This is a genomic window from Nocardioides sp. WJ219, from assembly GCF_058559815.1.
Genome location: NZ_JBZUJV010000005.1, coordinates 23,489 through 44,241 on the forward strand (window position 1 = coordinate 23,489; position 20,753 = coordinate 44,241).

Consider the following 20,753-nt stretch of genomic DNA (forward strand, 5'->3'; position numbering starts at 1 on the left):
GCCCGCCATGAGGGTGCTGGTGGTCTGGTGCCCCGACTGGTCGGTGGTGGCCGGGCTCGTGGAGGAGGGGAAGCCTCCGCGCACCCCGGCGGCCGTGCTCTCGGCCAACGTGGTGGAGGTCTGCAACGGCCCGGCACGCTCCGAGGGGGTACGGCGCGGTCAGCGTCGGCGCGACGCGCAGTCGCGCTGCCCCGAGCTGACCCTGCTGGCGGCCAACCCCGACCGCGACGCCCGGGCGTTCGAGCCGGTGCTCGCCACCGTCGAGGAGCTGCGACCGGGGGTCGCCGCGCTGCGACCAGGGCTGCTCGCCGTCCGCGCCCCCGGCAGCTGGTTCGGCACCGAGGCCAACGCCGCGGCCACGGTGTGCCAGGCGCTGGTGGAGGCCGGGGTGTGGGACGTCCGGCTCGGCGTCGCCGACGACCTGTTCACCGCCGAGCAGGCCGCCCGCACCGCCGAGGTGCAGCAGTGGGAGGTGGTCCCGGCCGGGGGCTCCGCCGCCTTCCTCCGTTCGCTGCCGGTGCACGTGCTCGAGGGCGACGGGCCCCAGGGCCGGGAGGTCGTCAGCCTGCTCCAGCGGCTCGGCCTGACCACCCTGGGCGACCTCGCGGCCCTGCCCGGCGACGCCGTCGAGCACCGGCTCGGCCGCTACGGCGCCTCGGTTTGGCGGCGCGCCCGGGGCGAGGACCCGGCGCTCTTCGCCGCCCGTACCCCGCCGCCCGAGCTGGAGGCCGAGGTGTCCTTCGAGCCGCCGCTCGACTCGGTCGAGGCGGTGACCTTCAGCGTCCGCACCACCGCCGAGCGGTTCGTGGCCCGGCTGGCCCACCACCAGCTCGTCGCCACCGGGGTGCGCGTGGAGGCCGAGAGCGAGGGCGCCGTCTGCTCCGCTCGCACCTGGTTGCACCCGCGCCACTTCGGGGCCCGCGACCTCGTCGACCGCGTCCACTGGCAGCTGCAGTCCTCGACCGTGGGTGGGTCGTTGCGGGCCCGCAAGGACTCCGGCACCGTGCGTGCCCCCCTCGACCTGGTCCGCTTCGTGCCGGAGGTGGTCGAGCCCGCGGCCGCCCACGGCGAGGCGCTCTGGGGTGGCGGGTCCGACGACCTGGTCGAGCGGGGCGTGGCGCGGGTGCAGGGCATGGTCGGCTTCGACGCCGTACGCCGTCCGGTGCTGCAGGGTGGCCGCAGCCCGGCCGCCCGCCAGGCGCTGGTGCCGTGGGGCGAGCGGGCCGTCGACCTGCGCCCGGTCGACCGCCCCTGGCCCGGACGGGTGCCGGGTCCCGCGCCGGTGCGGGTCTTCGCCACGCCGCCCGACGCCGAGGTCGTCGACGACGCCGGTCACGCGGTCGCGGTGACCGACCGCGGGGCGGTGACGTCCGAGCCGCGGCGCTTCCGGGTCGGGGGCGGCGTCCTGCCCTGGCAGCCGGTCACCGCCTGGGCCGGGCCGTGGCCGGTCGACGAGACGTGGTGGGGAGGCGGCGCGGGGCTGAGCGCCCGCTTCCAGGTGGTCGGCGCCGACGGGCGCGCCTGGCTGCTCGTCTGCGCCCCCGGCGGCTGGACGCTCGAGGCCGGCTATGACTGAGCCGGTCCTGTGCCTGGCGCGCCGTCACGATGGTCGAGCCGCGGGGACGAAGTCTCCGCGAGTCGAGACCCCCGCAGGCTGCGCACCTCACCGGGTCTCGACTCGGGCTCGCTGGCGCTCGCCCGGCTCGACCGGCGTGGGCTGGGGAGTCGGTTCCTGATGGCCTGGAACAACCCCACGATGACGTGGAAGGAGCTCGAGCGTCGGCTCAGCGGCCTGCCGGGTGCCGACGACGCCCCGGTCTCCCGCCGCAAGCGGGGGGCCACCGAGGCGCGCGAGATCTCCCGCCCGGCGGGCGTCACGCCGTACGCCGAGCTGCACTGCCACAGCCACTACAGCTTCCTCGACGGCGCGAGCTCGCCGGCCGAGCTGGTCGAGGAGGCCGTGCGGCTGGGCCTCCATGCCCTGGCGATCACCGACCACGACGGCTTCTACGGCGCCCCGATGCTGGCCGAGGCGGCCGCGGCGTACGACCTGCTCACCGTCTACGGCGCCGAGCTGTCGCTGGGCCTGAGCGGTCCGCAGAACGGCGTGCCCGACCCCGAGGGCACCCACCTGCTGGTGCTCGCCCGTGGCGTCGACGGCTACCACCGGCTGGCGGCCGCGATGACCGACGCCCACCTTCGCGGCGACGAGAAGGGGCGTCCCGTCTACGACCTCGACGAGCTGGGGGAGCGCGGCCGCGGCCACTGGGTGGTGCTCACCGGCTGCCGCAAGGGGGCGGTGCGCCAGGCGCTGGCCCGGGGCGGCGAGCCGGCGGCCGCCGCTGCGCTCGACCGGCTCACCGCGTTGTTCGGGCTCGACGACGTGCTGGTCGAGCTGTCGCCGCGGGCGGGCGACGACGAGACCAACGCCGCGCTGGCCCGGCTCGCCGCCACCCACGGCCTCGACGTGGTCGCCGCCGGCAACGTCCACCACGCGACGCCCCGGCAGCACCGGCTGGCCTCCGCGATGGCGGCGGTGCGGGCGCGGCGCAGCCTGGCCGAGCTCGACGGCTGGCTCGACCTGTCAGCCTCGGCCCACCTGCGCAGCGGATCCGAGACGGCGGCGGCGCTGGCGCCCTACCCGCACGCCGTCGAGCGCAGCGTGACCCTGGCCGACGAGCTGGCCTTCGACCTGCGCAAGGCCTCGCCCGGGCTGCCCAAGCGGCAGATCCCCGAGGGCCACACCGCCGACTCGTGGCTGCGGGTGATCAGCGAGCGCGGCTTCGCCGAGCGCTACGCCGGCGTCCCCCACGAGCGGGAGGCGCGGGAGCGGATGGAGCACGAGCTGCGGATCATCGGCGAGAAGGACTTCGCCGGCTACTTCGTCATCGTCCACGACATCGTCGCGTTCGCCCGCGAGAGCGGGATCCTCTGCCAGGGGCGGGGGTCGGCGGCGAGCTCGGCGGTCTGCTTCGCGCTGGGCATCACCGCCGTCGACGCGGTCTTTTACCGGCTGCCGTTCGAGCGGTTCATCTCCGCTCACCGCGACGAGGAGCCAGACATCGACGTCGACTTCGACTCCGACCGGCGCGAGGAGGTGATCCAGTGGGTCTACGACACCTACGGCCGCCACAACGCCGCCCAGGTCGCCAACGTGATCGGCTACCGACCGCGGATGGCGGTGCGCGACGCCGCCAAGGCGCTCGGCCACTCCCAGGGCCAGCAGGACGCCTGGTCCAAGCAGATCGACGGCTGGAAGGCGGTGGTCACCGGTGACGCCGGCGACCCGGCCGCCCACGACGTACCACCGGCGGTGGTGGCGCTGGCCGAGGAGCTGATGGGCGCGCCGCGCCACCTCGGCATCCACTCCGGCGGGATGGTGCTGACCGAGCGACCGATCGGCGAGGTGTGCCCGATCGAGCGGGCCCGGATGGACAAGCGCACCGTGCTGCAGTGGGACAAGGACGCCTGCGAGTCGATGGGGCTGGTGAAGTTCGACCTGCTGGGGCTCGGCATGCTCGGCGCCCTCGACCACATGATGCGCCTGGTCGGTGAGCACCTGGGGGAGCGGTGGACCCTCGCCACGATGCCCAAGGAGGAGCCGGCCGTCTACGACATGCTGTGCCGCGCCGACTCCATCGGGGTCTTCCAGGTCGAGAGCAGGGCCCAGATCGGCACCCTGCCGCGGTTGCGGCCACGCGAGTTCTACGACCTCGCGATCGAGATCGCGCTGATCCGGCCCGGCCCGATCCAGGGCGGCGCCGTGCACCCCTACGTCCGGCGCGCCACCGGCCAGGAGGCCGTCACCTACGACCACCCCGACCTGGTGCCGGTCCTCGAGCGCACCCGCGGGGTGCCGCTGTTCCAGGAGCAGCTGATGGCGATGGCCGTGGCGCTGGGCGACTGCAGCCGCGACGACGCCGACCTGCTCCGCCGGGCGATGGGTTCCAAGCGCGGGGTCGAGCGCATCGAGTCGATCAAGGAGAAGCTGTACGCCGGGATGGCCCGGCGGGGGCTCGTCGGCGACCAGGCCGACTCGATCTACGTCAAGATCCTGTCCTTTGCCAACTTCGGGTTCGCCGAGTCGCACGCGCTGTCGTTCGCGCTGCTGGTCTACGCCTCGTCGTGGTTCAAGCTGCACTACCCCGCGGCCTTCCTGGCCGGGCTGCTGCGCAACCAGCCGATGGGGTTCTACTCCCCGCAGTCGCTGGTCGGCGACGCGCGGCGCCACGGCGTCGACGTACGCCGTCCCGACGTCGTCCGCTCCGGGGCCCAGGCGGGTCTCGAGCCCGTCGCCGATGGTCCCGTCGCGGCGACCGGTCTCGAGGAGTGCTGCCGGCCGCGGTTCGAGCGCACCGAGTGGGACCCCCGCTCCACCGACCCGACCCTGACCCACCGCCGCGACGGCGCGCTGGCCGTGCGGCTCGGGCTCGACTCCGTGCGTGGCATCGGGCTCGACGTGGCCCGCCGGATCGTCGCGGCGCGGGAGGAGGCGGCGTACACGGGCGTGACCGACCTGTCCCGGCGCGCGGGACTGACCTCCGCCCAGCTCGAGGCACTGGCCACCGCGGGGGCGTTCGAGTCGTGGGGCATGGACCGGCGCCAGGCGCTCTGGGCAGCCGGGTTCGCCGAGGACGCCGCCCACCTCCCCGGCACGACGCCGGCGCCCGACGCGCCGATGCTGCCCGGCATGAGCGAGCCCGAGATCACCCTCGCCGACCTGTGGGCCACCGGGGTCTCACCCGAGCGGCACCCGGTCGAGCACCTGCGCGAGGAGCTGCGTCGGGCCGGCGTGCGGTCGGTCGCCGACCTGCAGACCACCGAGTCCGGGCGACGGGTCCACGTCGGGGGCCTGGTCACCCACCGCCAGCGACCCGGCACCGCGATGGGGGTCACCTTCCTCAACCTCGAGGACGAGACCGGGATGCTCAACGTCGTCTGCTCGGTCGGCGTGATGCGCGTCCACCGCCAGGCCGCCCGCAACCGGGTCGCGGTGGTCATCCGCGGCACGCTCGAGCGCAACGAGGGCGTGACCAACCTGATCGCCGACCGGGTCGAGGGCATCGACGTCGTCGTCCCCGGCGCCGGAGCCGTGCTGCAGGCCCGGGCGTCGTCCCGCGACTTCCGCTGAGGCGGCGCGAACGGTCGGCGCGAACCCTCGACTCCGAGCGGCCCGGTACGGAGCGCGGCCCGGGCGACTCACACGCTGGAGGCCGCTTGCGCTTCGCGCTCAGACCTCGAGGGTGCCGACCACACGATCTTGAGTCCGCCGTCGTCGCCTGGCTGCACCTGCAGGTCTGCGTGGTGTGCCGCCGTGATGCTCTTCACGATCGCCAGTCCCAAACCGTGACCGCCCCGCATCAACCGTCCTTGCGGTCGGTAGAACGGCTCGCCGAGGCGGGAGACCTCTTGGTGGTCGAGGGCATGTCCACTGTTCTCGATCCGCAGCTCGCTCCGCGCGGCTGTGACAGCCGTGCCTATCCGGACGGTTCCGCCCTCCACGTTGTGGAGAACGGCGTTCTGGAGCAGGTTGAACACCACCCGGCGCAGGAGTACTGGATCCCCCACGACCCGGGCCTCGTCGAGACGGACGTCAACGGAAAGACGCTTGAGCTCTCCCAGCGCCCGCAGCTCCTCCCATGCGTCGACCACCAGGTCGTCGAGTGCCACCGAGCTCACAGCCAGGTCCGTGTTCTCGATGTCGGAGAGATCGAGCAACGCCTCGACTATCTCGATGCTTCTCGTGTTCGTCTCGGCCAGCCGGTGGAGCAGCGCAGGAGACACCTCCGTGCCGGGGTCGCGAAGCGCCACGTCGATCATGGCCTTCGTGATCGCCAGGGGAGTCCGCAGCTCGTGAGATGCATTGGCGGCGAACCGTTGGTGAGAATGGAACGACAGCTCCAGGCGCTCCAGCATCTCGTCGAAGGTCGTGGCGAGGTCACTGAGCTCGTCGCTGGCGCGCATGTCGACAGTGCTGCCCACGCGGTGATCGAGATGGCCCTGGGACGCACGTTTCGCCGCTCGGGTGATCGTCTGCAGCGGCATGAGCGCCCTTCCGGCCACGACCCACGCGGCAAGTGCGCCGACGCAGCTCACACACGCGAGCACGAGAACCGAGATCAGCAGCAGCGTGCGCGTCAGGTCGTTGCTCGAATCGACCTGAACCCCGCGTACCGCCTCGGTCGAGGCCGGCCTGTCATCAGGGAGGACCGGGAGCTCCTCCGTCGATGCTGCCGTAGCGGCCGTCGACGGAAAGGTGTAGCTCACGCCCCACCGCATCACGACGTAGATCGCAGCGATGATCGCCAGGCCCCCCAGGACGAGCATGGCGGCCAGCGTCAGCGCTAGTCGCAGGCGCACCGGTTGGGTGTACCTACGCGGCACGAGCGCACCCCGTTCAGCCACGGTGCGTTGTCTGGTCCGTCACGATCCGGTACCCGACCCCGTGCACGGTCGCGATGATCGGCGGTTCTCCCAGCTTCTTGCGCAGCGTGCTGACCGTGACCTTGATCGCGTTGGTGAAAGGGTTGGCATTGTCGTCCCAAGCCTTCTCGAGCAGTGTCTCGGCGCTGATCACACCGCCTTTGTGACGCATCAGGACCTCGAGCACGGCGAACTCCTTGCGCGTCAGCCTGACGAAGCGATCTTGCCGGTACACGTCGCGGCGAAAGGGATCGAGCCGGACGTCGGCGACCGTCAGCACCGGGGGGTCGGCACGAGGACCTCGGCGGTTCAGCGAGCGCAACCGGGCCACCAGCTCCGGGAAGTCGAAGGGCTTGGCCAGGTAGTCGTCCGCGCCGAGGTGAAACCCGTGCAACTTCTGGTCGAGGGTTCGTGCGGCAGTGAGCATCAGGACGGCGGGCCCGCCGTCCTTCTCCACGATGCGCTGGCAGACCTCGTCGCCGCCGACGACGGGGAGGTCACGATCGAGCACCACAGCGTCGTACTCCACCTCACGCAGGGCCTCGAGTGCGGTCCCGCCGTCGTGCACCATGTCGACGGACATGGCCTCCAGGCGCAGACCGGCGGCGATGGACTCAGCCAGGTAGACCTCGTCCTCAACGACTAGTACCCGCATCTCGCTCCTCGGCTGGCACCCCGTGTCACGTCGTCGGCTGCACCGAGCGCGCGCGTGGTTGCGCAGAGCCATCTCATCAGCAACAGGGTAAGGAAAACGTCTGAGGATCTCCTGACTCCCCGACAACCCCGGCTCGGCTCTGATGACGTCCTGCGCCGGAGGAGCCGGTGCCGTACCGAAGGAGACGTACATGCACCGGATGCGCCGAATGCCAGCCCTGCTCGTCGCCAGCGCCATCTCCGTCCTCGCCCTGCTGATCAGCGGGTGCAGCGACGGGGACGGCTCAGCCGCGCCGGAGTCCACCAGCCAGGATCAGTCCAGGAACGACGAGCCGGTGTCGTCGCCGGACGAAGGCACCGAGCAGGACAGCATGGACTGGCAGATCGCGTTTGCCTCGTGCATGCGCGAGAACGGCATCGACGTTCCCGACCCCACCGAGGGCGGCGCAGTGGCCGGCATCGACCCCGACAAGATCGACATGGCGGCGTTCGAAGCCGCCAGCGAGACCTGCATGGGCGAAGTCGGCGAGCCGCCGGTCGCCGAGGGCCAGTCCGAGGAAGAGGTGCTGGAGGGTCAGCTGGAGATGGCTGAGTGCCTGCGCGAGCAAGGCCTCGACGTGGAGGACCCCGGGCCCGGCGAGGGCATGGCCCTGCCCGACATGAGTCCCGAGATCGCAGAGGCCTGCGGCCTCGGCGCAGCGACGAGTGCCCCGTGACAGGGCGCCCTCTGAGTCGGTCAACGACGCGAAGTCGAACAGTAGGAGCCGTTTCAGCGCTCAGCGTCGTCGTCATCGTCGGGGTCGTCGCCATCACGCGCGGACCCGCGGACGGCGACGCTCCCCGCTCCGACACCCAGCAGCTGCCCCCCGGGATCAAGGTCGAAGACGTGACTCGTCAGGATCTCGTCGCGTCCCTGTCCAGTCAGGGGGAGTTGGTTCACATCGCCAGTCGGGAGCTTGCGGGGCACGAAGGGACCGTGACCTGGCTCCCAGGGGTAGGAACGGTGATCGGCCGAGGCGGGACCGTGTTCCGGATCGACGACTCTCCCGTGGTCCTGGTCCTCGGTGACTTTCCCATGTGGCGTCCCTTGAGCTCCAACGCGACGGACGGTCCCGACATCGCACAGCTGGAACGGAACCTGACCGCACTGGGCTACTCGGACGTGGAGCCGGACGACGAGTGGGGGTGGTCGACCACTGACGCGGTGCAGGAGTGGCAGGAGGACCTCGGCGTACCCGAGACGGGGACGGTCGACCCCGCCGACCTCGCGGTGTCACCTGGTGCCGTCGTCGTGAGGGAGAAGCTGGCCAGTCTGGGCGACCGGGCGGCAACACCCCTGCTGAGAGTCAGTGCGCCGGACAAGCAGGTGGTCGCGGACCTGACGACGGAGAACCGGGAGTTCGCGGTCCTCGGCGCCGAGGTCACGGTCTCGCTCCCCGACGGCACGCACACCAGGGGGAGGGTCACACGCGTCGGTACGCCCCACGAGGAGGAGACCGACACCGGGACGACGACCGTCATTCCAGTGACCATTCGCTTGGACGACCCCCAGGTGGGCGGCAAGCTCAGCATGGTCGACGTCTCGCTCGACTTCACCAAACCGATCAAGAGGGACGTCCTGTCGGTGCCCGTCGGAGCGCTCGTCGCTCTACCACGCGACGCTTACGGCGTGGAGCGGATGACTCCTGAAGGACTCGAGACGGTCGTCGTCGAGCTCGGCGCCTTCGCCGGGGGCATGGTGGAGATCGCGGGCGGCGAGCTCCTCGAGGGTGACGCCGTCGTGGTGCCCTCGTGAGCGCCGTCGTCGAGCTCGAGGCGATCGAGCGCGCTTACGGCGCGCCGGCCGTCCTGGCCCTTCGCGGTGTGGACCTGCGCATCGACGAGGGTGAGCTCGTCGCGATCGTGGGACCGAGCGGTTCCGGGAAGTCGACGCTGATGAACGTCATGGGGACGTTGGACCTCCCCTCGTCGGGACGAGTGCGGATCGCCGGCGTGGACGTCGCCACCCTCGACGACGATGCCCTGTCCGCACTGAGGGCTCATGAGATCGGCTTCGTCTTCCAGCAGTTCCACCTTGCCGACGGAGTCCCCGCCTTGGACAACGTCGCCGACGGAATGCTGTACGCGGGAGTACCCCGGCGGGAGCGACGCGAACGTGCCCGCCATGCCCTGGAGCGGGTGGGCTTGGCCACGCGGACCGATCACTTGCCGCACCAGCTCTCCGGTGGCGAACGTCAGCGCGTCGCGATCGCGAGAGCCATCGTCTCGGATCCCCGCATCGTCCTGGCCGACGAACCGACCGGCAACCTCGACTCCGCGTCGGGGGCGGGGGTTCTCGAGCTGCTCACCAGCCTCCACGCGCGCGGCTCGACGATCGTGGTCATCACCCACGACGCCGACGTGGCCGACCTGTTGCCCCGCAGGATCAGCATGCGGGACGGCCGGATCCGGGAGGACGTCACGCGGGCGGCTGTCGTGCAGGCGGCTGCCGTGCAGGAGGCAGGCGGATGAGGAGCCGATCCCGTCTCCGGTGGGCCGATGCGGTCCTGCTCGCGACCAGTGGCGTGCGGGCCCGGCCATCTCGTGCCGCGCTCTCAGCACTCGGTGTCGCCATCGGCATCGCTGCCATGGTCGCGGTGGTGGGGATCTCCACGTCCAGCCAGGCACGTGTCGACGCCGAGCTCGACGCTCTCGGGACGAACATGCTGCGAGTTTCCCCCGGGCCGGGACTGACCGGTGAGGAAGCTCCCCTGCCTCAGGATGCGCTGGCCAAGGTGAAGCGCATCGCCGGCGTCACCCACGCCAGCTCCACGGCCTTGATCCCGGAGGTCCCGACGTACCGGACCCCGTTCGCCGACGTGCGGGAGACCCGAGCCATCGGGCTCCGCGCCGCCGACCTGGGCCTGCTCGAGGTCACCTCCGCGACGCTCGCGAAGGGCGTCTGGCTCAACGAGGCGACAGCTGGGTTGCCCGCCGTGGTGCTGGGCGCCAAGTCCGCGGAGAGGCTCGGCGTCCATGGCGTCGGGCACCGCCTGTGGATCGGCGGTCAGTTCGTCACCGTGGTGGGCATCCTGGATCCGGCCCCCCTTGCCCCGGAGCTGAACGAGGACGTGCTCATCGGCGAGCAGGCGGCGGCCACCCTGTACGACTTCGACGGCCACCCGACGACCATCTACGAGCTGTCTGCGGATGACCGCCTGGATGAGGTCCGGGACCTCCTGCCGCGCACGGTCAGTCCAGACGCACCGAGCGCGGTCGAGGTCAGCCGGCCGTCCGACGCGCTGGCGGCACGGGCCGCCATCGACGAGGCGTTCACGGCACTGCTCGTGGGTCTGGGCGCCGTCGCGCTGCTCGTCGGCGGCATCGGAGTAGCGAACACCATGATCGTCTCGGTTCTGGAGCGGCATCGGGAGATCGGGCTCCGCCGTGCGTTGGGCGCGACCCGGCGACACATCCGTGTCCAGTTCCTCAGCGAGGCCGTCGTCCTGTCGTTGCTCGGCGGCGTCGCAGGGGCAGCCCTTGGTCTCGCCACCACGGTGGTGTTCGCGGTCGTGAACAGCTGGCCGGTCGCCCTGTCACCCGTCGTCGTCGTGGTGGCAGTCAGCGGAACAGCGATCGTGGGCGCGGCTGCCGGCGTCTACCCAGCCCTCCGGGCGTCGCGGACACCTCCGACAGCCGCGCTGGCCAGGTGAGCGAGGTGCGCTCGACGTGACTCCGGCCGCGGGGCACGGGGACGTGCGATCCCGGGGCAGGAGCGACGGGGCGGCTCTCGCGAGCGACGGGCTCAGAAGTCGGCTTCATGACGTCAACCGCTACCTTCGCCGCTCAGCGTCACACCGAATCGCCGGTGGATGCAGAACCGGCTTCGAGCCAGCGCTTCCGCTGGTCGGAGCCGGTTCTCTCGGTCGGGCTGACAGGATTTGAACCTGCGACCCCCTGACCCCCAGTCAGGTGCGCTACCAAGCTGCGCTACAGCCCGCCTTGCTGACGTGGCCCCCGGAGGAACCGATCAGCGAAGCCGCACACTACCCCAGCCGAGCGGCCAGCCGTGCACCGGTAGGCGCCGGACGGTCATCGGTCGAGGTCCTTCCTCAGGTGCACGTCGGCCATCGCCACACCCGCGCCGAGGAACGACCTGCGAGCGCGCTCGTCGTGCCCGTACAGGCGCAGGTGGACGCCGCGCACGTCCAGGCTGCGCACGTGGCGGGACATCGCGCCCAGGAACGACGGCGTCAGGCGCTGCCCACGGAACTCGGGATAGAGCTCCATCACGTTGCCGAGGAGCTCGGTGGCCCCGTCGCGCTCGACCAGCGTCCCCCACGCGCGGCCGACGGGGTGTCCCTCGACCGTCCCCGTCAGCAGCACCTCGCCCGCGGGGGCGGGGTCGTCACCCAACCGGCGCAGCCGCTCCTCGAGAGCGTCGCGGGAGACGTCGGGACCCTGCAGCAGCGCGGCGTCCACCATCCCGGTCCGCAGCATGCCGGCGGCATCGGCGGCGAACGCGCGACGCTCGTCGCGGTCCATGGGACGCACCGAGACCCGGCGGTCGTCCTGGAACTGCGCGTCGGCGTCGAGGCGCTTGGCGTGGGTGGTCACGGTGGTCTCGAAGCCGGCTGCCTGGAAGACCGGGGCCAGCCGCGGCGGCACGGCGGTGACCACCGAGTCGGCGCCGCCGTCGCGCGCGTGCTCCCCGATCGCGGTCAGGACCGCCGCCCACACCTCGGCCGCGTCGGCGGGGACGGTGGTCTCGAGTGCCCGGACCGAGCACCGCCGGCGGCCGTCCTCCTCGCTGCAGGCGACGAGCACTCCACCGACCGGGACGTCGTCGACGAGGACGACGAGGGCCTCCAGGGCCTCGTCGGGTCCGGGGAGCTCGCGCGGGCTGCCCCTCCGGGCCGCCCGCCACTCCTCCAGCTCGTCGCCCGGCATCGGCGTCAGTCGGGCGTGCACCACGGGAACGACCGTACGGCAGGCCCACGGGGGATGTTCGCCGAATGCCTGCGCCGGACGACACCCTCCTGCGACGGCCCGGCGAGCGGTTGACTGGGCCCATGGCGTTCACGACGCACCCGGTGACCCCGTCCCGCTTCGACGACTTCGCCGACGTGGTCAACCCGCGCCGCCGGGCCACGCACTGCTGGTGCCTGTCGCACCGGCTGACGGCCGGCGAGATCGAGGAGCTCGGCCGGGGCAGCCGCGAGGACGCCGCCCGGGCGCTGGGTCGGCGGCGCAACCCGCCCGGTGTCGTCGGGTACGACGACGCGGGCACCCCCGTCGGGTGGTGCAGCATCGGCCCGCGCGCCGAGAACACCCGGCTGACCAGGTCGCGGCTGATCACCCCGCTCGACGACGTCCCCGTGTGGAGCATCATCTGCGTCGTGGTCCGCGGCGGGCACCGCCGGCGGGGGATCACCACGCCACTGATCGAGGGAGCCGTGGCGTACGCCGCCGAGCGCGGGGCCCCCGCCGTCGAGGCCTATCCCGTCGACCCCGGTGACCGGCGGATGGACCTGACGATGGCGTTCGTCGGCACCCGGAGGATGTTCGCCCACGCCGGGTTCGAGGTGGTGGGGGAGACCGCCGCACAGGCCAGCGGGATGCCCCGGCTGGTGATGCGTCGCAGCCTGTGAGCGGAGGGCTCAGGAGGAGCGGGTCGTGCTGCTCGACCCGATCTCGACCCGGCGCCCGGCGGCGCCGGACCCGAAGCCGAGGACCAGCCCGGGGACACGCCGGCCCGCGATGTCGAGGAGGGCGGCGACCAGGAGCACCGCGCCGACCAGCTCGCAGGACTCCTCGAGCGTGACGGCGCTGAGGTAGGGCAGGGTGTAGCCGTCCTCGGCGACGTCGACGTCGACCACCAGGCCACCGGCCATCTCCAGGAGCACCGCGCCCGCCACGTAGACGCCCGCCGCCACGAGCAGGCGGGTGCGCTCGGCCGGTGCCAGCGAGCGCACCAGGGGAGCGAGGTGCAGCGCGGCGGCGCCGAGCACCACCAGCGCCGGCAGCACCCACGCGAAGTGGAAGACGCCCAGGTCGGTGTCCAGCGCGCGGCGCAGCGGACCGGTGGCCATGTCGTGCAGCTGGGCGGTCTCGTCGATCGACATCACCAGGAACAGCACCGCCAGCACCACCCAGCGGCGGCCCAGGCCGTCGGCGGCAGACCGGGTGCCCACCGCGACCGCCGCCGCGACGGTCGCGCTGAGGAGCAGCAGGAACGAGCCGAACCACGCGGTGAGGTTGGCCTCGGCGTTGAGGTCGAGCTGCCGCATCGGGCCGACCACCCGCGGCACGCCGAACAGCTGCTCGGCCGCCACCCCCGTCACGTGGAGCACGATGAGGGCCGCGGTGATGCGCCAGAGCAGCGGCAGCGGGTGGAGCGACAGCATGGCCGGACTGTAGTAGCCCTCCACCCCCGGGCCCGCGGCCCCCGGGGCGGCCAGGCCGACCGCGGGTCCAGGGCAGGTTCACGGCAGTGCCCGGACCTGCTGGAAGTTCCGGCCGCCCCGGGCGAACGTCGCCAGCACCGCCTCGGGCACGACGCCCGCCGGGGCGGTCCACGTGCAGTCGCGCACGTGCTGCAGGTCGACCGTGCGGGCCTCCGGGTCGTCGTCCCAACGCCAGGCTCCCCGCAGCGTGCCGACGTGGAACAGCCCGTCGTCGTCGCGGGTCCAGACCTCCGAGCCGTCGGGAGCCAGCGCGAAGCGTCGCAGCCGGAGCGCCTGGCGCTCGCCGTGCTCGGCGTACGTCGCGGCCACCGCGTCGTCGAGCGAACCCGGCGGCCGTGCCAGCCGGCCGCCCACACCGCACAACCCGAGCCGCAGGGCCCGGTCGAGGGTCGCGCCGACGTCGACGGCGTCGTCGCGGGACCTCATCGGGGCACGGTAGACCGGCACGTGAACCACCCTCGCGCGCTGGTCGGCACCCGAGCGACCTCCCTTCGGGTGCGGTGGCCACGGGCACCGTCACAGCACAGTGGGGGCATGAGTGGACGGATCGTCATCGGTGGCCTGGTCGTGGGACTGATCCTGCTGGTCCTGGTGATCATGCTCGTCGTCGGCAGCAACGCTGGTGGCGACAGTGACCGCGGTGACCGCGACACGGCCCCTGCCCGTACGACCGGGATCCAGACGGAGGCGGTCCGCGTCCCAGTGACGTGAGCCCCGACCTCGACCTCCTCGCCGCACTCCTGGCCGGCGTCCTCGCCTTCCTGTCGCCCACCGAGCCCGTGGACGCCGACCTGGTGGCCGGTTTCTCCGAGGCCGACCACCCCCGGCTCGCCGAGGCGGTCGGCCCGAGCGAGGTCGTCGACGACGAGGCCGGGCTGGCCGACCTCCTGGCCCGGCTCCCCGGCCCGGCCGGCGAGGTGGTCGAGGTCGCGGCCGTCGACCTCTCCACGCACGTCGTCGTCGCCGGCGGCTACCACCGGTGCACCGAGTCGAGCCGGGTCGTCGAGGACGACGAGGGGCTGCGCCTCGACGTGGTGACCGGGGACGACGACGTGGCGTGCGACTGGTCGCCGTACACGGTCGACGTGTACGTCGTGCCGCGCTAGACCCGCTCGGCCGGTGCGGCGGGTGCGGCGGGCGCCGGGGTGGGGGAGAACCCGAGGCGGGCCAGCTCGAGCGCGGCCAGGCGCCGTACGACGTCGTGGTCGCCGCGCCGGATCGCGCCGACGGGGTCGTCACTGACCCGGACGACCCGGCTGAGCGGCATCGTGGTCACCGCGCGCCAGGCGAACAGCTCGAGGTCGGCGTCGCCCCGGCGCACGCGGTCGGCCGCGGTGGCGTCGAGGAGGAAGCGCAGCCGCCACAGCAGGTAGCGGCGGGCGGCGAAGGCGATCGGCAGCGCCGCCGTCAGGAGACCGGCCCAGAACGCCAGCCGGCGCGCGGCCTCGGCCTCGGACTCCCCGGCGTCCCCGAGCGCGGTCGAGGCCTCGGACGCCTCGTCGAACGGCGCGGCGACCTCGTCACCGACCACCGGGGTGTCGTCGAGCACGCCGCCGGCGTCGGAGAGCGAGCCCGCCAGGTCGTCGGCGGCCGCCGCGACCCGGTCGCCGGGGTCGGCGAGCACCTCGACGCCGTCGTGGACGACCGTGCCGAGCCAGATCCACAGCACCACCCAGCACGCCACCGCGAAGTCGGCCGCGAGCTGGGCGGCGAAGCGGGGCGTGGACTCGGCGTAGAGCTTCATCCCCGTATGCAAGCGCCGCCGCGGGAGCAGCCGCCCCACCCTGCCGGGTTGGGCGGGGACGCGATGATGGCCCCATGTCGACGTACGCCGGTGGCGAGCCGGAGGCCGATGCCTCACCGCTGCTGCCGGGCCGGCGGCTCCTGGTGGCCGAGCTGATCATCGTGCTGGCCCTCTCGCTCGGGCGCAGCGCGGTCTACTCGGTGGTGCGCATCCTGGAGTCGGCCACCGCGCCGGGCGGGCTGTCCGCGCAGACCGCGACGCTCAACAGCTCCGTGCGGCCCGACCGCCCGGGCTTCGACCTGACCTACCAGCTGCTCGGCATCGGCTTCGCGCTCGTCCCCGTGGCGCTGGCCGGCTACCTGCTGGTGCGGTCGGGCACCGCGCTGCGCGACGTGTGGTTCCGCGGCGCCGGCTGGGGCGACCTGCCCCGCGGAGCGGCGATCGCGGCCGTCGTCGGGACGACGGGCCTGGCCTTCTACCTCCTCATGCACGCCCTCGGGCTGAGCTCCACCGTCGCGGCCTCGGGTCTCGACACGTCGCAGTGGTGGACGGTCCCCGTGCTGGTGCTGGCGGCGCTGGAGAACGCCGTGCTGGAGGAGCTCGTCGTCCTCGGCTACGTGCTGGTGCGGCTGCGGCAGCTGGGGTTCTCGGACCTCAAGGCGATCGTGGTCGCCGCCGTGCTGCGCGGCAGCTACCACCTCTACCAGGGTCTCGGCGGGTTCTTCGGCAACCTGGTCATGGGCCTGCTGTTCGGCTGGCTCTACCGCCGCTGGGGCCGGGTCACGCCGCTCGTCGTCGCCCACACCCTGCTCGACGTCGGCGCCTTCGTCGGCTACGCCCTCCTCGTCGACCGCGTCGGTTGGCTCCCCTCCTGACGCCCCGGTTCTCCACAGCCCCACGCTGACCCGTCGTACATGTACGACGGGTCAGCGTTCTCCACAGGCCGACGGTGACCCGTCGCCACGATGCGACGGGTCAGCGGGGGGCGGCGTCGGTGGGCGGGTCGCCGCCGACGTCGACGCGGGGCTCGACCACGACGGTGCCGTCGGTGTCGAAGCGGTAGCGCTGGTAGCCGGTGACCAGACGGGACTCCTCGTCGAGGAACAGCACCGGGAACGACGCCTCCTGCTGCGGGCTCGCCCACGGCGTGGAGAAGTTGTTGATGGTGGGGCTGTCGACGGCGCCGCCGCTGGTGTCGAGCTCCATCAGCAGCGTCCAGGTGCCGTCGGAGTTCCAGAGCACCCGCGGCTCGACCTGGCGGTGCCAGTGGCCGTAGACGACCGCCCCGGCCGGGACGTCGCCGACACCGTCGTCGTCGGCGTCGTCCGGGGCGAGGGTCAGCGAGGGGGCCGCCGTCTCGAGCAGGCCGGCGACGGAGTCGAGGTCGAGGAAGGCCTGCGCGGCGTAGGCCTCGTGGACCATCAGCAGGTCGGGCCGGTCGTCGGCGTCGTCGGCCACCTCGCGCAGCCGTCGGCCCTGGTCGTCCTGGGTCTCCTCGCCGCGCTGCCGGCTGCCCCCGAACAGCTCGGTGCGGTTGGGGTCGGAGTCGCCGAGGAGGCGGACGCCGCCGACCTCCTCGACCTCGCCGTCGAGCACCGTCATCCCGGCGTCGGCCATCTGCTCCTCGCTCACGCCGGTCTCGTGGTTGCCGCCGATCGCCGCGATCGGGGCCGACCCCGCGATCTCGGCCTCGTCGGTGATGCAGGTGCCCTCCGCGGCGGTGCCGTTGGTGGTCAGGTCACCGGCGATCGCGAGCAGCGAGGGCGCCTTGTCGGCGTCCTCCAGCATCGAGAACACCCTGCCCTGCAGGCGGATCATCGAGGTGCTGCAGTGCATGTCGGACTGCATCATCACCGCGACCTCGCCGTCCTCGGGGCCCTCCAACAGGTCGGCCTGGTCGTCGAGGGAGGCGGTCGCGGTCTCGCGGTAGGCGACCTCGCGGGCCCCCTGCCGCTCGACCAGCACCTGGGCCCGCGAGATCGCGCCGCCGAGGAGGGCACGGACGACGGGACTGTCGGTCGTCGCCCCGGCGGCCAGGGTGCCGTCGAGCGTGGTCAGGTCGTAGGTGCCGCGGGTGGGTCCGCGACCGCCGTCCGACCCCCGCAGCTGCACCCACGCCAGCCCGCTGGTCATCCCCAGCACCAGCACCGCCGCGAGGGCCAGTCGGCCGCGGTCGCGCCAGCGGCGGTGCCGCACCGCGAGCGGGACCAGCTCGGAGAGGGCGTACAGCGCGAGGCCGCCGAGGACCGCGACCACCGCGACCGAGACGAGCAGCTGGCGCTTCAGTTCGGCCTCGACGAGGTCGACGTACTCGGCGACCGCCGCCTCGGGCTCGTGGAACAGTCCGGTGTAGAGCTGAAGCATCTCGGGCCGCACGTAGTTGGCCAGGTCGCCGTCGCCGGCCCCCGGGTCGCCGGGCCCGTCGAGGGTGGCGACCACGCCGAGCGGCCCGCGCGACTCCGGCACGTAGACGGTGCCCGCGATGCCGAGCCGCACCTCGCTGTGACCCTGCGTCGAGAGGGTGAACGTGGTCGGCGAGGTCCCGATCTTCTGGCTGACCTCGGTGTGGGTCACCGCCCAGGAGAACGCCAGCGGCAGGCCGAGCACGCCGGCGACCACCACGCACAGGAGCAGTCGCCGGGCGATCGCGAGCGCCCGGTTCATGTCGTCCACGGTATCGACGGCACGGTCACCGGCTGGTGGGGCGTGGGCCGCGCATCACGTCGAGGTCGACCGGACCGTCGACGCCGTCGACCCGGGCGTCGTCGGCGCGTTGCCAGAGCCACCAGTCACCGGGCGGGGGCACGTCGCCGGGACGGCGTACCCACCGGCGGCGGTCGAGGTCGTCGGTGAAGTCGTAGCGGTCGTCGAGGTCGGGGTGGGTGTAGACGACGACCCGGCGGCCGGTGGCCCGCTCGACGCGGTCGAGGAACGTCTCGACCGACGCGCGCACGACGTCCTCGGCCGGTGGCGGGTCGCAGTTGCCGATCAGCTCGAGGTCGACCACGGGTGGCAGCGGACGCCGTGCAGGCGGTACGGCGCCGATCGTGGCGAGGAAGTGCTCGGCCTGGGGCAGCGGGTCGGCGCACAGCGTGAAGTAGTGGTAGGCCCCCACCCGGAGGCCGGCGCGGTCGGCGTCCCGGTGGTGGTCGGCGAACCGCGGGTCGGTGAAGGTGCTGCCCTCGGTGGCCTTGAGGTAGGCGAAGGCGATGCCGTCGCCGGCGACCCGCCCCCAGTCGATCGGGCCCTGGTGGTGCGACACGTCGACGCCGCGCGTGCGACGGGGACGCCGCGGCTCGGGATCCGGCTGCGGCACCGCCTGGGGGCTCGTGGGAGGCGTCGTCGGCGGGGGAGTCGTGGTCGTGCCCGACGACGAGGGTGACGGTGAGGGTGACGACGACGGCTCGGCCGACGGCGTACCGGTGCACGCGGCCACGCCCGCGGCGAGGAGCAGCACGGCCGCGGCGCGCACGGTCAGCGCCCAGTGAAGACGGGCGACCGCTTCTCGGCGCGCGCCGCCGCGGCCTCGCGGACGTCGCTGCTGGCCCAGCAGGCCGCGAACGTCACGGCCGCGGTCTCGTCGTCGGCCCCGTTGAGCACCGCCTTGTTGTGGGCGAGCGACAGCGGCGCGAGCGCGGCGATCTCGTGGGCCCAGGCGAGGGCGTCGTCGAGGGTGCCCGACCGGTCGGCCAGCCCGCAGGCCAGCGCCTCGGTGCGGTCGACGGTCTCGGCGGCGATCATCAGCCGGCGCGCGACGCCGCCACCGGCCACGTCGGCCAGGCGCCGGATCGTCCACGCGTCGACGGCCATCCCGTTGCGCGGCGTGGGGATGGCGAACCTCGCGGTCTCGTCGGCGACGCGCAGGTCGCAGGCCAGCGCCAGCTGGGTGCCGGCCCCGATGGCGGGCCCGTTGACCGCCGCGACCACGGGCACCGGCAGCGACGTGAGCCCGTCGGGACCGTGCAGCATGCCGTAGAGCGCCGCGAGGAACTCCTCGCCGTAGACACCCGTGAGGTCGGCGCCCGAGCAGAACGACGTACCGCTCCCGGTCACCACCAGCACCCGCGCACCCGCGGCCACCTCGGCGCCGGCCGCGGCGGTGATCGCCCGGCACAGCTCGAGGTCGAGGGCGTTGCGACGTCCGGGACGACGCAGCTCCAGCACCGAGACCGACCCGTCGCGGCGGGTCTCGAGCACCGTCACGGGCGGTCGACGGGTGTGGCCGGCTCGATGCCCTCGACGATGCGCAGGTCGCGGACGGCGCCGTCGCCGAGCGCGGCGAGGGCCTCCTGGTAGGCCGGGCTCTCGTGCGCGGCGACGGCCGCCTCGACGGTCGGGAACTCGATCAGCACCGAGCGCATCTCGCGTCCGGCCTCGTAGACCGCCGACGGCAGTGACCGCGCGAGGAAGGTGCCACCGGCGCCGGTGAGCGCCGGGAGCGCCAGCTCGGCGTACGCCCGCAGCGCGTCGTCGTCGGTGACCTCGAGGTAGGAGCTGATCCAGTACGCCGTCATGGCGTCATCGTGCCAGCAGGCTCCGGAACGTCGGGCGGAACCACCCAGTCATGGTGCTGGTCAGCTCGGCACCGAGGTGGATGTCGTCGTAGAACGTGTTGGCGCCGCGGACGTGGGCGCGGCAGGTGGTGCGGGTGCAGTAGGTGGGGGTGGCGTCGATCAGCCGCGGGCTACCGGGGAGGCGGGCCATCAGCTGGGTGCGGATCCAGCGCCGGTTGCCGGCCTCATCGTGCAGCGCGCGGTGCCGGGGCAGGTCGCACTGGTAGGGCTCGCGCCCCTGGGTGCAGCGCCGCGGGTCGAGCGGAACGGTGGCGGCCTGGCCGATCATGTCGACGGGCACGCCGAGCCGGCCGATCGCCCTGAACATCGGGGCCGACCGCTCGACGGCGAGGCGGGCCATCTGCTTGCGGTAGTCGGTGAGCCCCGAGGGGACGCCGGTGCGCTCCTCCCGCTTGACCAGGGCGTAGGCCTGCCGGTAGCCGGACCAGAAGCCGTTGAGCAGCAGTCGCACCTTGCGGCGGCGCTCGGTCAGGTCGCGCACCCACGCGAGGGCGTCGACGTTGTGCTGGTCGCAGCCGGTGCGCGGGTGGCCCGAGCTGCGGGGGTACGGCGTGCTGAGCGGGCAGCCGCCGAACAGGACGGCGACCAGGTTGACCCGCTGGTGGCGCGCCACCCGGCGCAGCGCGGGGAGGTACATCTGGGCGTGGGAGTCGCCCCACACGACGAGCACCGGTCGGCCGGCGTAGCGGGTGATCCGGCACGGGCTCTTGATCACGCCGCGGGCGTCGTAGCACGCCGACGGGAGGCGCGGGAAGTCGTCACCGGCGCCGGGCTGGCCGCCCGCGACGGCCGCGGTGGTCGTGGTGGTCGCCGTCGCGCTCGGTACGGCCGCGAGGGGGAGCAGCGAGGCCAGCAGGGCGACGAGGACGAGTCGGAACGTGCGAGGAACACCCATGATGGCGGGAATCCTCC

23 protein-coding genes and 1 tRNA gene are annotated in these 20,753 nt (G+C 73.0%); 11 read left to right on the plus strand and 13 right to left on the minus strand.

From position 1 onward, the window contains the following. Positions 1–7: 7 nt before the first annotated feature. Both AC4MBH_RS13070 and AC4MBH_RS13075 read left to right on the plus strand, forming a co-directional pair. Positions 8–1,576: a DNA polymerase Y family protein gene (locus AC4MBH_RS13070; protein WP_491795322.1), complete on the plus strand. Its 1,569-nt coding sequence runs from the start codon at positions 8–10 to the stop codon at positions 1,574–1,576. 159 nt (positions 1,577–1,735) lie between these two features. After that, the gene (locus AC4MBH_RS13075) at positions 1,736–5,131 is read left to right on the plus strand and encodes an error-prone DNA polymerase (protein WP_491795323.1); all 3,396 of its coding nucleotides are present in this window, start codon (positions 1,736–1,738) and stop codon (positions 5,129–5,131) included. A 68-nt stretch (positions 5,132–5,199) separates the two neighbouring features. Here the strand turns inward: AC4MBH_RS13075 and AC4MBH_RS13080 are convergent, their stop codons facing one another. Both AC4MBH_RS13080 and AC4MBH_RS13085 read right to left on the minus strand, forming a co-directional pair. Next, a complete protein-coding gene (locus AC4MBH_RS13080) occupies positions 5,200–6,360 on the minus strand; it encodes a sensor histidine kinase (protein WP_491795324.1) in 1,161 nt (386 codons plus the stop codon). A 37-nt stretch (positions 6,361–6,397) separates the two neighbouring features. Then, positions 6,398–7,078 (minus strand): response regulator transcription factor, encoded by a 681-nt coding sequence (locus AC4MBH_RS13085; protein ID WP_491795325.1) that lies wholly within the window; start codon positions 7,076–7,078, stop codon positions 6,398–6,400. 190 nt (positions 7,079–7,268) lie between these two features. Between AC4MBH_RS13085 and AC4MBH_RS13090 the strand changes: the two genes are divergently transcribed. Beyond that, complete coding sequence (locus AC4MBH_RS13090) at positions 7,269–7,793, plus strand: hypothetical protein (protein ID WP_491795326.1); 525 nt, start codon at positions 7,269–7,271, stop codon at positions 7,791–7,793. 53 nt (positions 7,794–7,846) lie between these two features. On the opposite strand, the gene AC4MBH_RS13095 is transcribed toward AC4MBH_RS13090, so the two are convergent. Next, positions 7,847–8,044, minus strand: coding sequence for a hypothetical protein (locus tag AC4MBH_RS13095; protein WP_491795327.1), 198 nt, complete (start codon positions 8,042–8,044; stop codon positions 7,847–7,849). 57 nt (positions 8,045–8,101) lie between these two features. Here AC4MBH_RS13095 and AC4MBH_RS13100 point away from each other — a divergent pair, with 57 nt between their 5' ends. From AC4MBH_RS13100 to AC4MBH_RS13110, 3 genes are read left to right on the plus strand one after another with little or no spacing between them, the layout of a single operon-like run. Then, positions 8,102–8,872: a peptidoglycan-binding protein gene (locus AC4MBH_RS13100; RefSeq protein WP_491795328.1), complete on the plus strand. Its 771-nt coding sequence runs from the start codon at positions 8,102–8,104 to the stop codon at positions 8,870–8,872. Further along, positions 8,869–9,588 (plus strand): ABC transporter ATP-binding protein, encoded by a 720-nt coding sequence (locus AC4MBH_RS13105; protein ID WP_491795329.1) that lies wholly within the window; start codon positions 8,869–8,871, stop codon positions 9,586–9,588. Before AC4MBH_RS13100 ends, AC4MBH_RS13105 begins: the two co-directional genes overlap by 4 nt. After that, positions 9,585–10,769, plus strand: a complete 1,185-nt coding sequence (locus tag AC4MBH_RS13110) for an ABC transporter permease (RefSeq protein WP_491795330.1) — start codon at positions 9,585–9,587, stop codon at positions 10,767–10,769. The genes AC4MBH_RS13105 and AC4MBH_RS13110 overlap by 4 nt, the downstream gene beginning before the upstream one ends. Before the next feature lie 213 nt (positions 10,770–10,982). Here AC4MBH_RS13110 and AC4MBH_RS13115 read toward each other — a convergent pair. Both AC4MBH_RS13115 and AC4MBH_RS13120 read right to left on the minus strand, forming a co-directional pair. Then, a tRNA-Pro gene (locus tag AC4MBH_RS13115) sits at positions 10,983–11,056 on the minus strand. A 92-nt stretch (positions 11,057–11,148) separates the two neighbouring features. Continuing rightward, the gene (locus AC4MBH_RS13120) at positions 11,149–12,030 is read right to left on the minus strand and encodes a hypothetical protein (protein ID WP_491795331.1); all 882 of its coding nucleotides are present in this window, start codon (positions 12,028–12,030) and stop codon (positions 11,149–11,151) included. Between the two features lie 98 nt (positions 12,031–12,128). Here AC4MBH_RS13120 and AC4MBH_RS13125 point away from each other — a divergent pair, with 98 nt between their 5' ends. Further along, positions 12,129–12,707 carry a GNAT family N-acetyltransferase gene (locus tag AC4MBH_RS13125; RefSeq protein WP_491795332.1) on the plus strand — a complete coding sequence of 193 codons (579 nt, stop codon included), beginning with the start codon at positions 12,129–12,131 and terminating at the stop codon, positions 12,705–12,707. 9 nt (positions 12,708–12,716) lie between these two features. Here the strand turns inward: AC4MBH_RS13125 and AC4MBH_RS13130 are convergent, their stop codons facing one another. Both AC4MBH_RS13130 and AC4MBH_RS13135 read right to left on the minus strand, forming a co-directional pair. Continuing rightward, on the minus strand, positions 12,717–13,463 hold the full coding sequence (locus AC4MBH_RS13130) for a DUF8692 domain-containing protein (protein ID WP_491795333.1): 747 nt from the start codon (positions 13,461–13,463) through the stop codon (positions 12,717–12,719). Positions 13,464–13,541: 78 nt separating this feature from the next. After that, entirely contained in the window at positions 13,542–13,949 is a 408-nt protein-coding gene (locus AC4MBH_RS13135; protein WP_491795334.1) for a GAF domain-containing protein, read from the minus strand. A gap of 108 nt (positions 13,950–14,057) precedes the next feature. Here AC4MBH_RS13135 and AC4MBH_RS13140 point away from each other — a divergent pair, with 108 nt between their 5' ends. Continuing rightward, positions 14,058–14,234, plus strand: coding sequence for a hypothetical protein (locus tag AC4MBH_RS13140; protein WP_491795335.1), 177 nt, complete (start codon positions 14,058–14,060; stop codon positions 14,232–14,234). Continuing rightward, positions 14,231–14,629 carry a hypothetical protein gene (locus AC4MBH_RS13145; RefSeq protein WP_491795336.1) on the plus strand — a complete coding sequence of 133 codons (399 nt, stop codon included), beginning with the start codon at positions 14,231–14,233 and terminating at the stop codon, positions 14,627–14,629. The genes AC4MBH_RS13140 and AC4MBH_RS13145 overlap by 4 nt, the downstream gene beginning before the upstream one ends. Here AC4MBH_RS13145 and AC4MBH_RS13150 read toward each other — a convergent pair. Then, positions 14,626–15,267 (minus strand): hypothetical protein, encoded by a 642-nt coding sequence (locus AC4MBH_RS13150; protein WP_491795337.1) that lies wholly within the window; start codon positions 15,265–15,267, stop codon positions 14,626–14,628. The two genes, AC4MBH_RS13145 and AC4MBH_RS13150, sit on opposite strands and share 4 nt — an antisense overlap. A gap of 74 nt (positions 15,268–15,341) precedes the next feature. Here AC4MBH_RS13150 and AC4MBH_RS13155 point away from each other — a divergent pair, with 74 nt between their 5' ends. Continuing rightward, a complete protein-coding gene (locus AC4MBH_RS13155; RefSeq protein WP_491795338.1) occupies positions 15,342–16,142 on the plus strand; it encodes a CPBP family intramembrane glutamic endopeptidase in 801 nt (266 codons plus the stop codon). A 100-nt stretch (positions 16,143–16,242) separates the two neighbouring features. On the opposite strand, the gene AC4MBH_RS13160 is transcribed toward AC4MBH_RS13155, so the two are convergent. Beyond that, the gene (locus tag AC4MBH_RS13160; RefSeq protein WP_491795339.1) at positions 16,243–17,931 is read right to left on the minus strand and encodes a metallophosphoesterase family protein; all 1,689 of its coding nucleotides are present in this window, start codon (positions 17,929–17,931) and stop codon (positions 16,243–16,245) included. A 25-nt stretch (positions 17,932–17,956) separates the two neighbouring features. After that, the gene (locus AC4MBH_RS13165) at positions 17,957–18,529 is read right to left on the minus strand and encodes a glycoside hydrolase family 25 protein (protein ID WP_491795340.1); all 573 of its coding nucleotides are present in this window, start codon (positions 18,527–18,529) and stop codon (positions 17,957–17,959) included. Positions 18,530–18,542: 13 nt separating this feature from the next. Here AC4MBH_RS13165 and AC4MBH_RS13170 point away from each other — a divergent pair, with 13 nt between their 5' ends. Continuing rightward, positions 18,543–18,755, plus strand: coding sequence for a hypothetical protein (locus AC4MBH_RS13170; protein WP_491795341.1), 213 nt, complete (start codon positions 18,543–18,545; stop codon positions 18,753–18,755). Here AC4MBH_RS13170 and AC4MBH_RS13175 read toward each other — a convergent pair. The 3 genes from AC4MBH_RS13175 to AC4MBH_RS13185 are packed head-to-tail and all read right to left on the minus strand — an operon-like array spanning position 18,742 to position 20,736. Next, positions 18,742–19,470, minus strand: a complete 729-nt coding sequence (locus tag AC4MBH_RS13175) for an enoyl-CoA hydratase (protein ID WP_491795342.1) — start codon at positions 19,468–19,470, stop codon at positions 18,742–18,744. The two genes, AC4MBH_RS13170 and AC4MBH_RS13175, sit on opposite strands and share 14 nt — an antisense overlap. Beyond that, positions 19,467–19,781 (minus strand): DUF1330 domain-containing protein, encoded by a 315-nt coding sequence (locus tag AC4MBH_RS13180; RefSeq protein ID WP_491795343.1) that lies wholly within the window; start codon positions 19,779–19,781, stop codon positions 19,467–19,469. The genes AC4MBH_RS13175 and AC4MBH_RS13180 overlap by 4 nt, the downstream gene beginning before the upstream one ends. Positions 19,782–19,785: 4 nt before the next feature. Next, entirely contained in the window at positions 19,786–20,736 is a 951-nt protein-coding gene (locus AC4MBH_RS13185) for an SGNH hydrolase domain-containing protein (protein WP_491795344.1), read from the minus strand. Positions 20,737–20,753 lie beyond the last annotated feature (17 nt).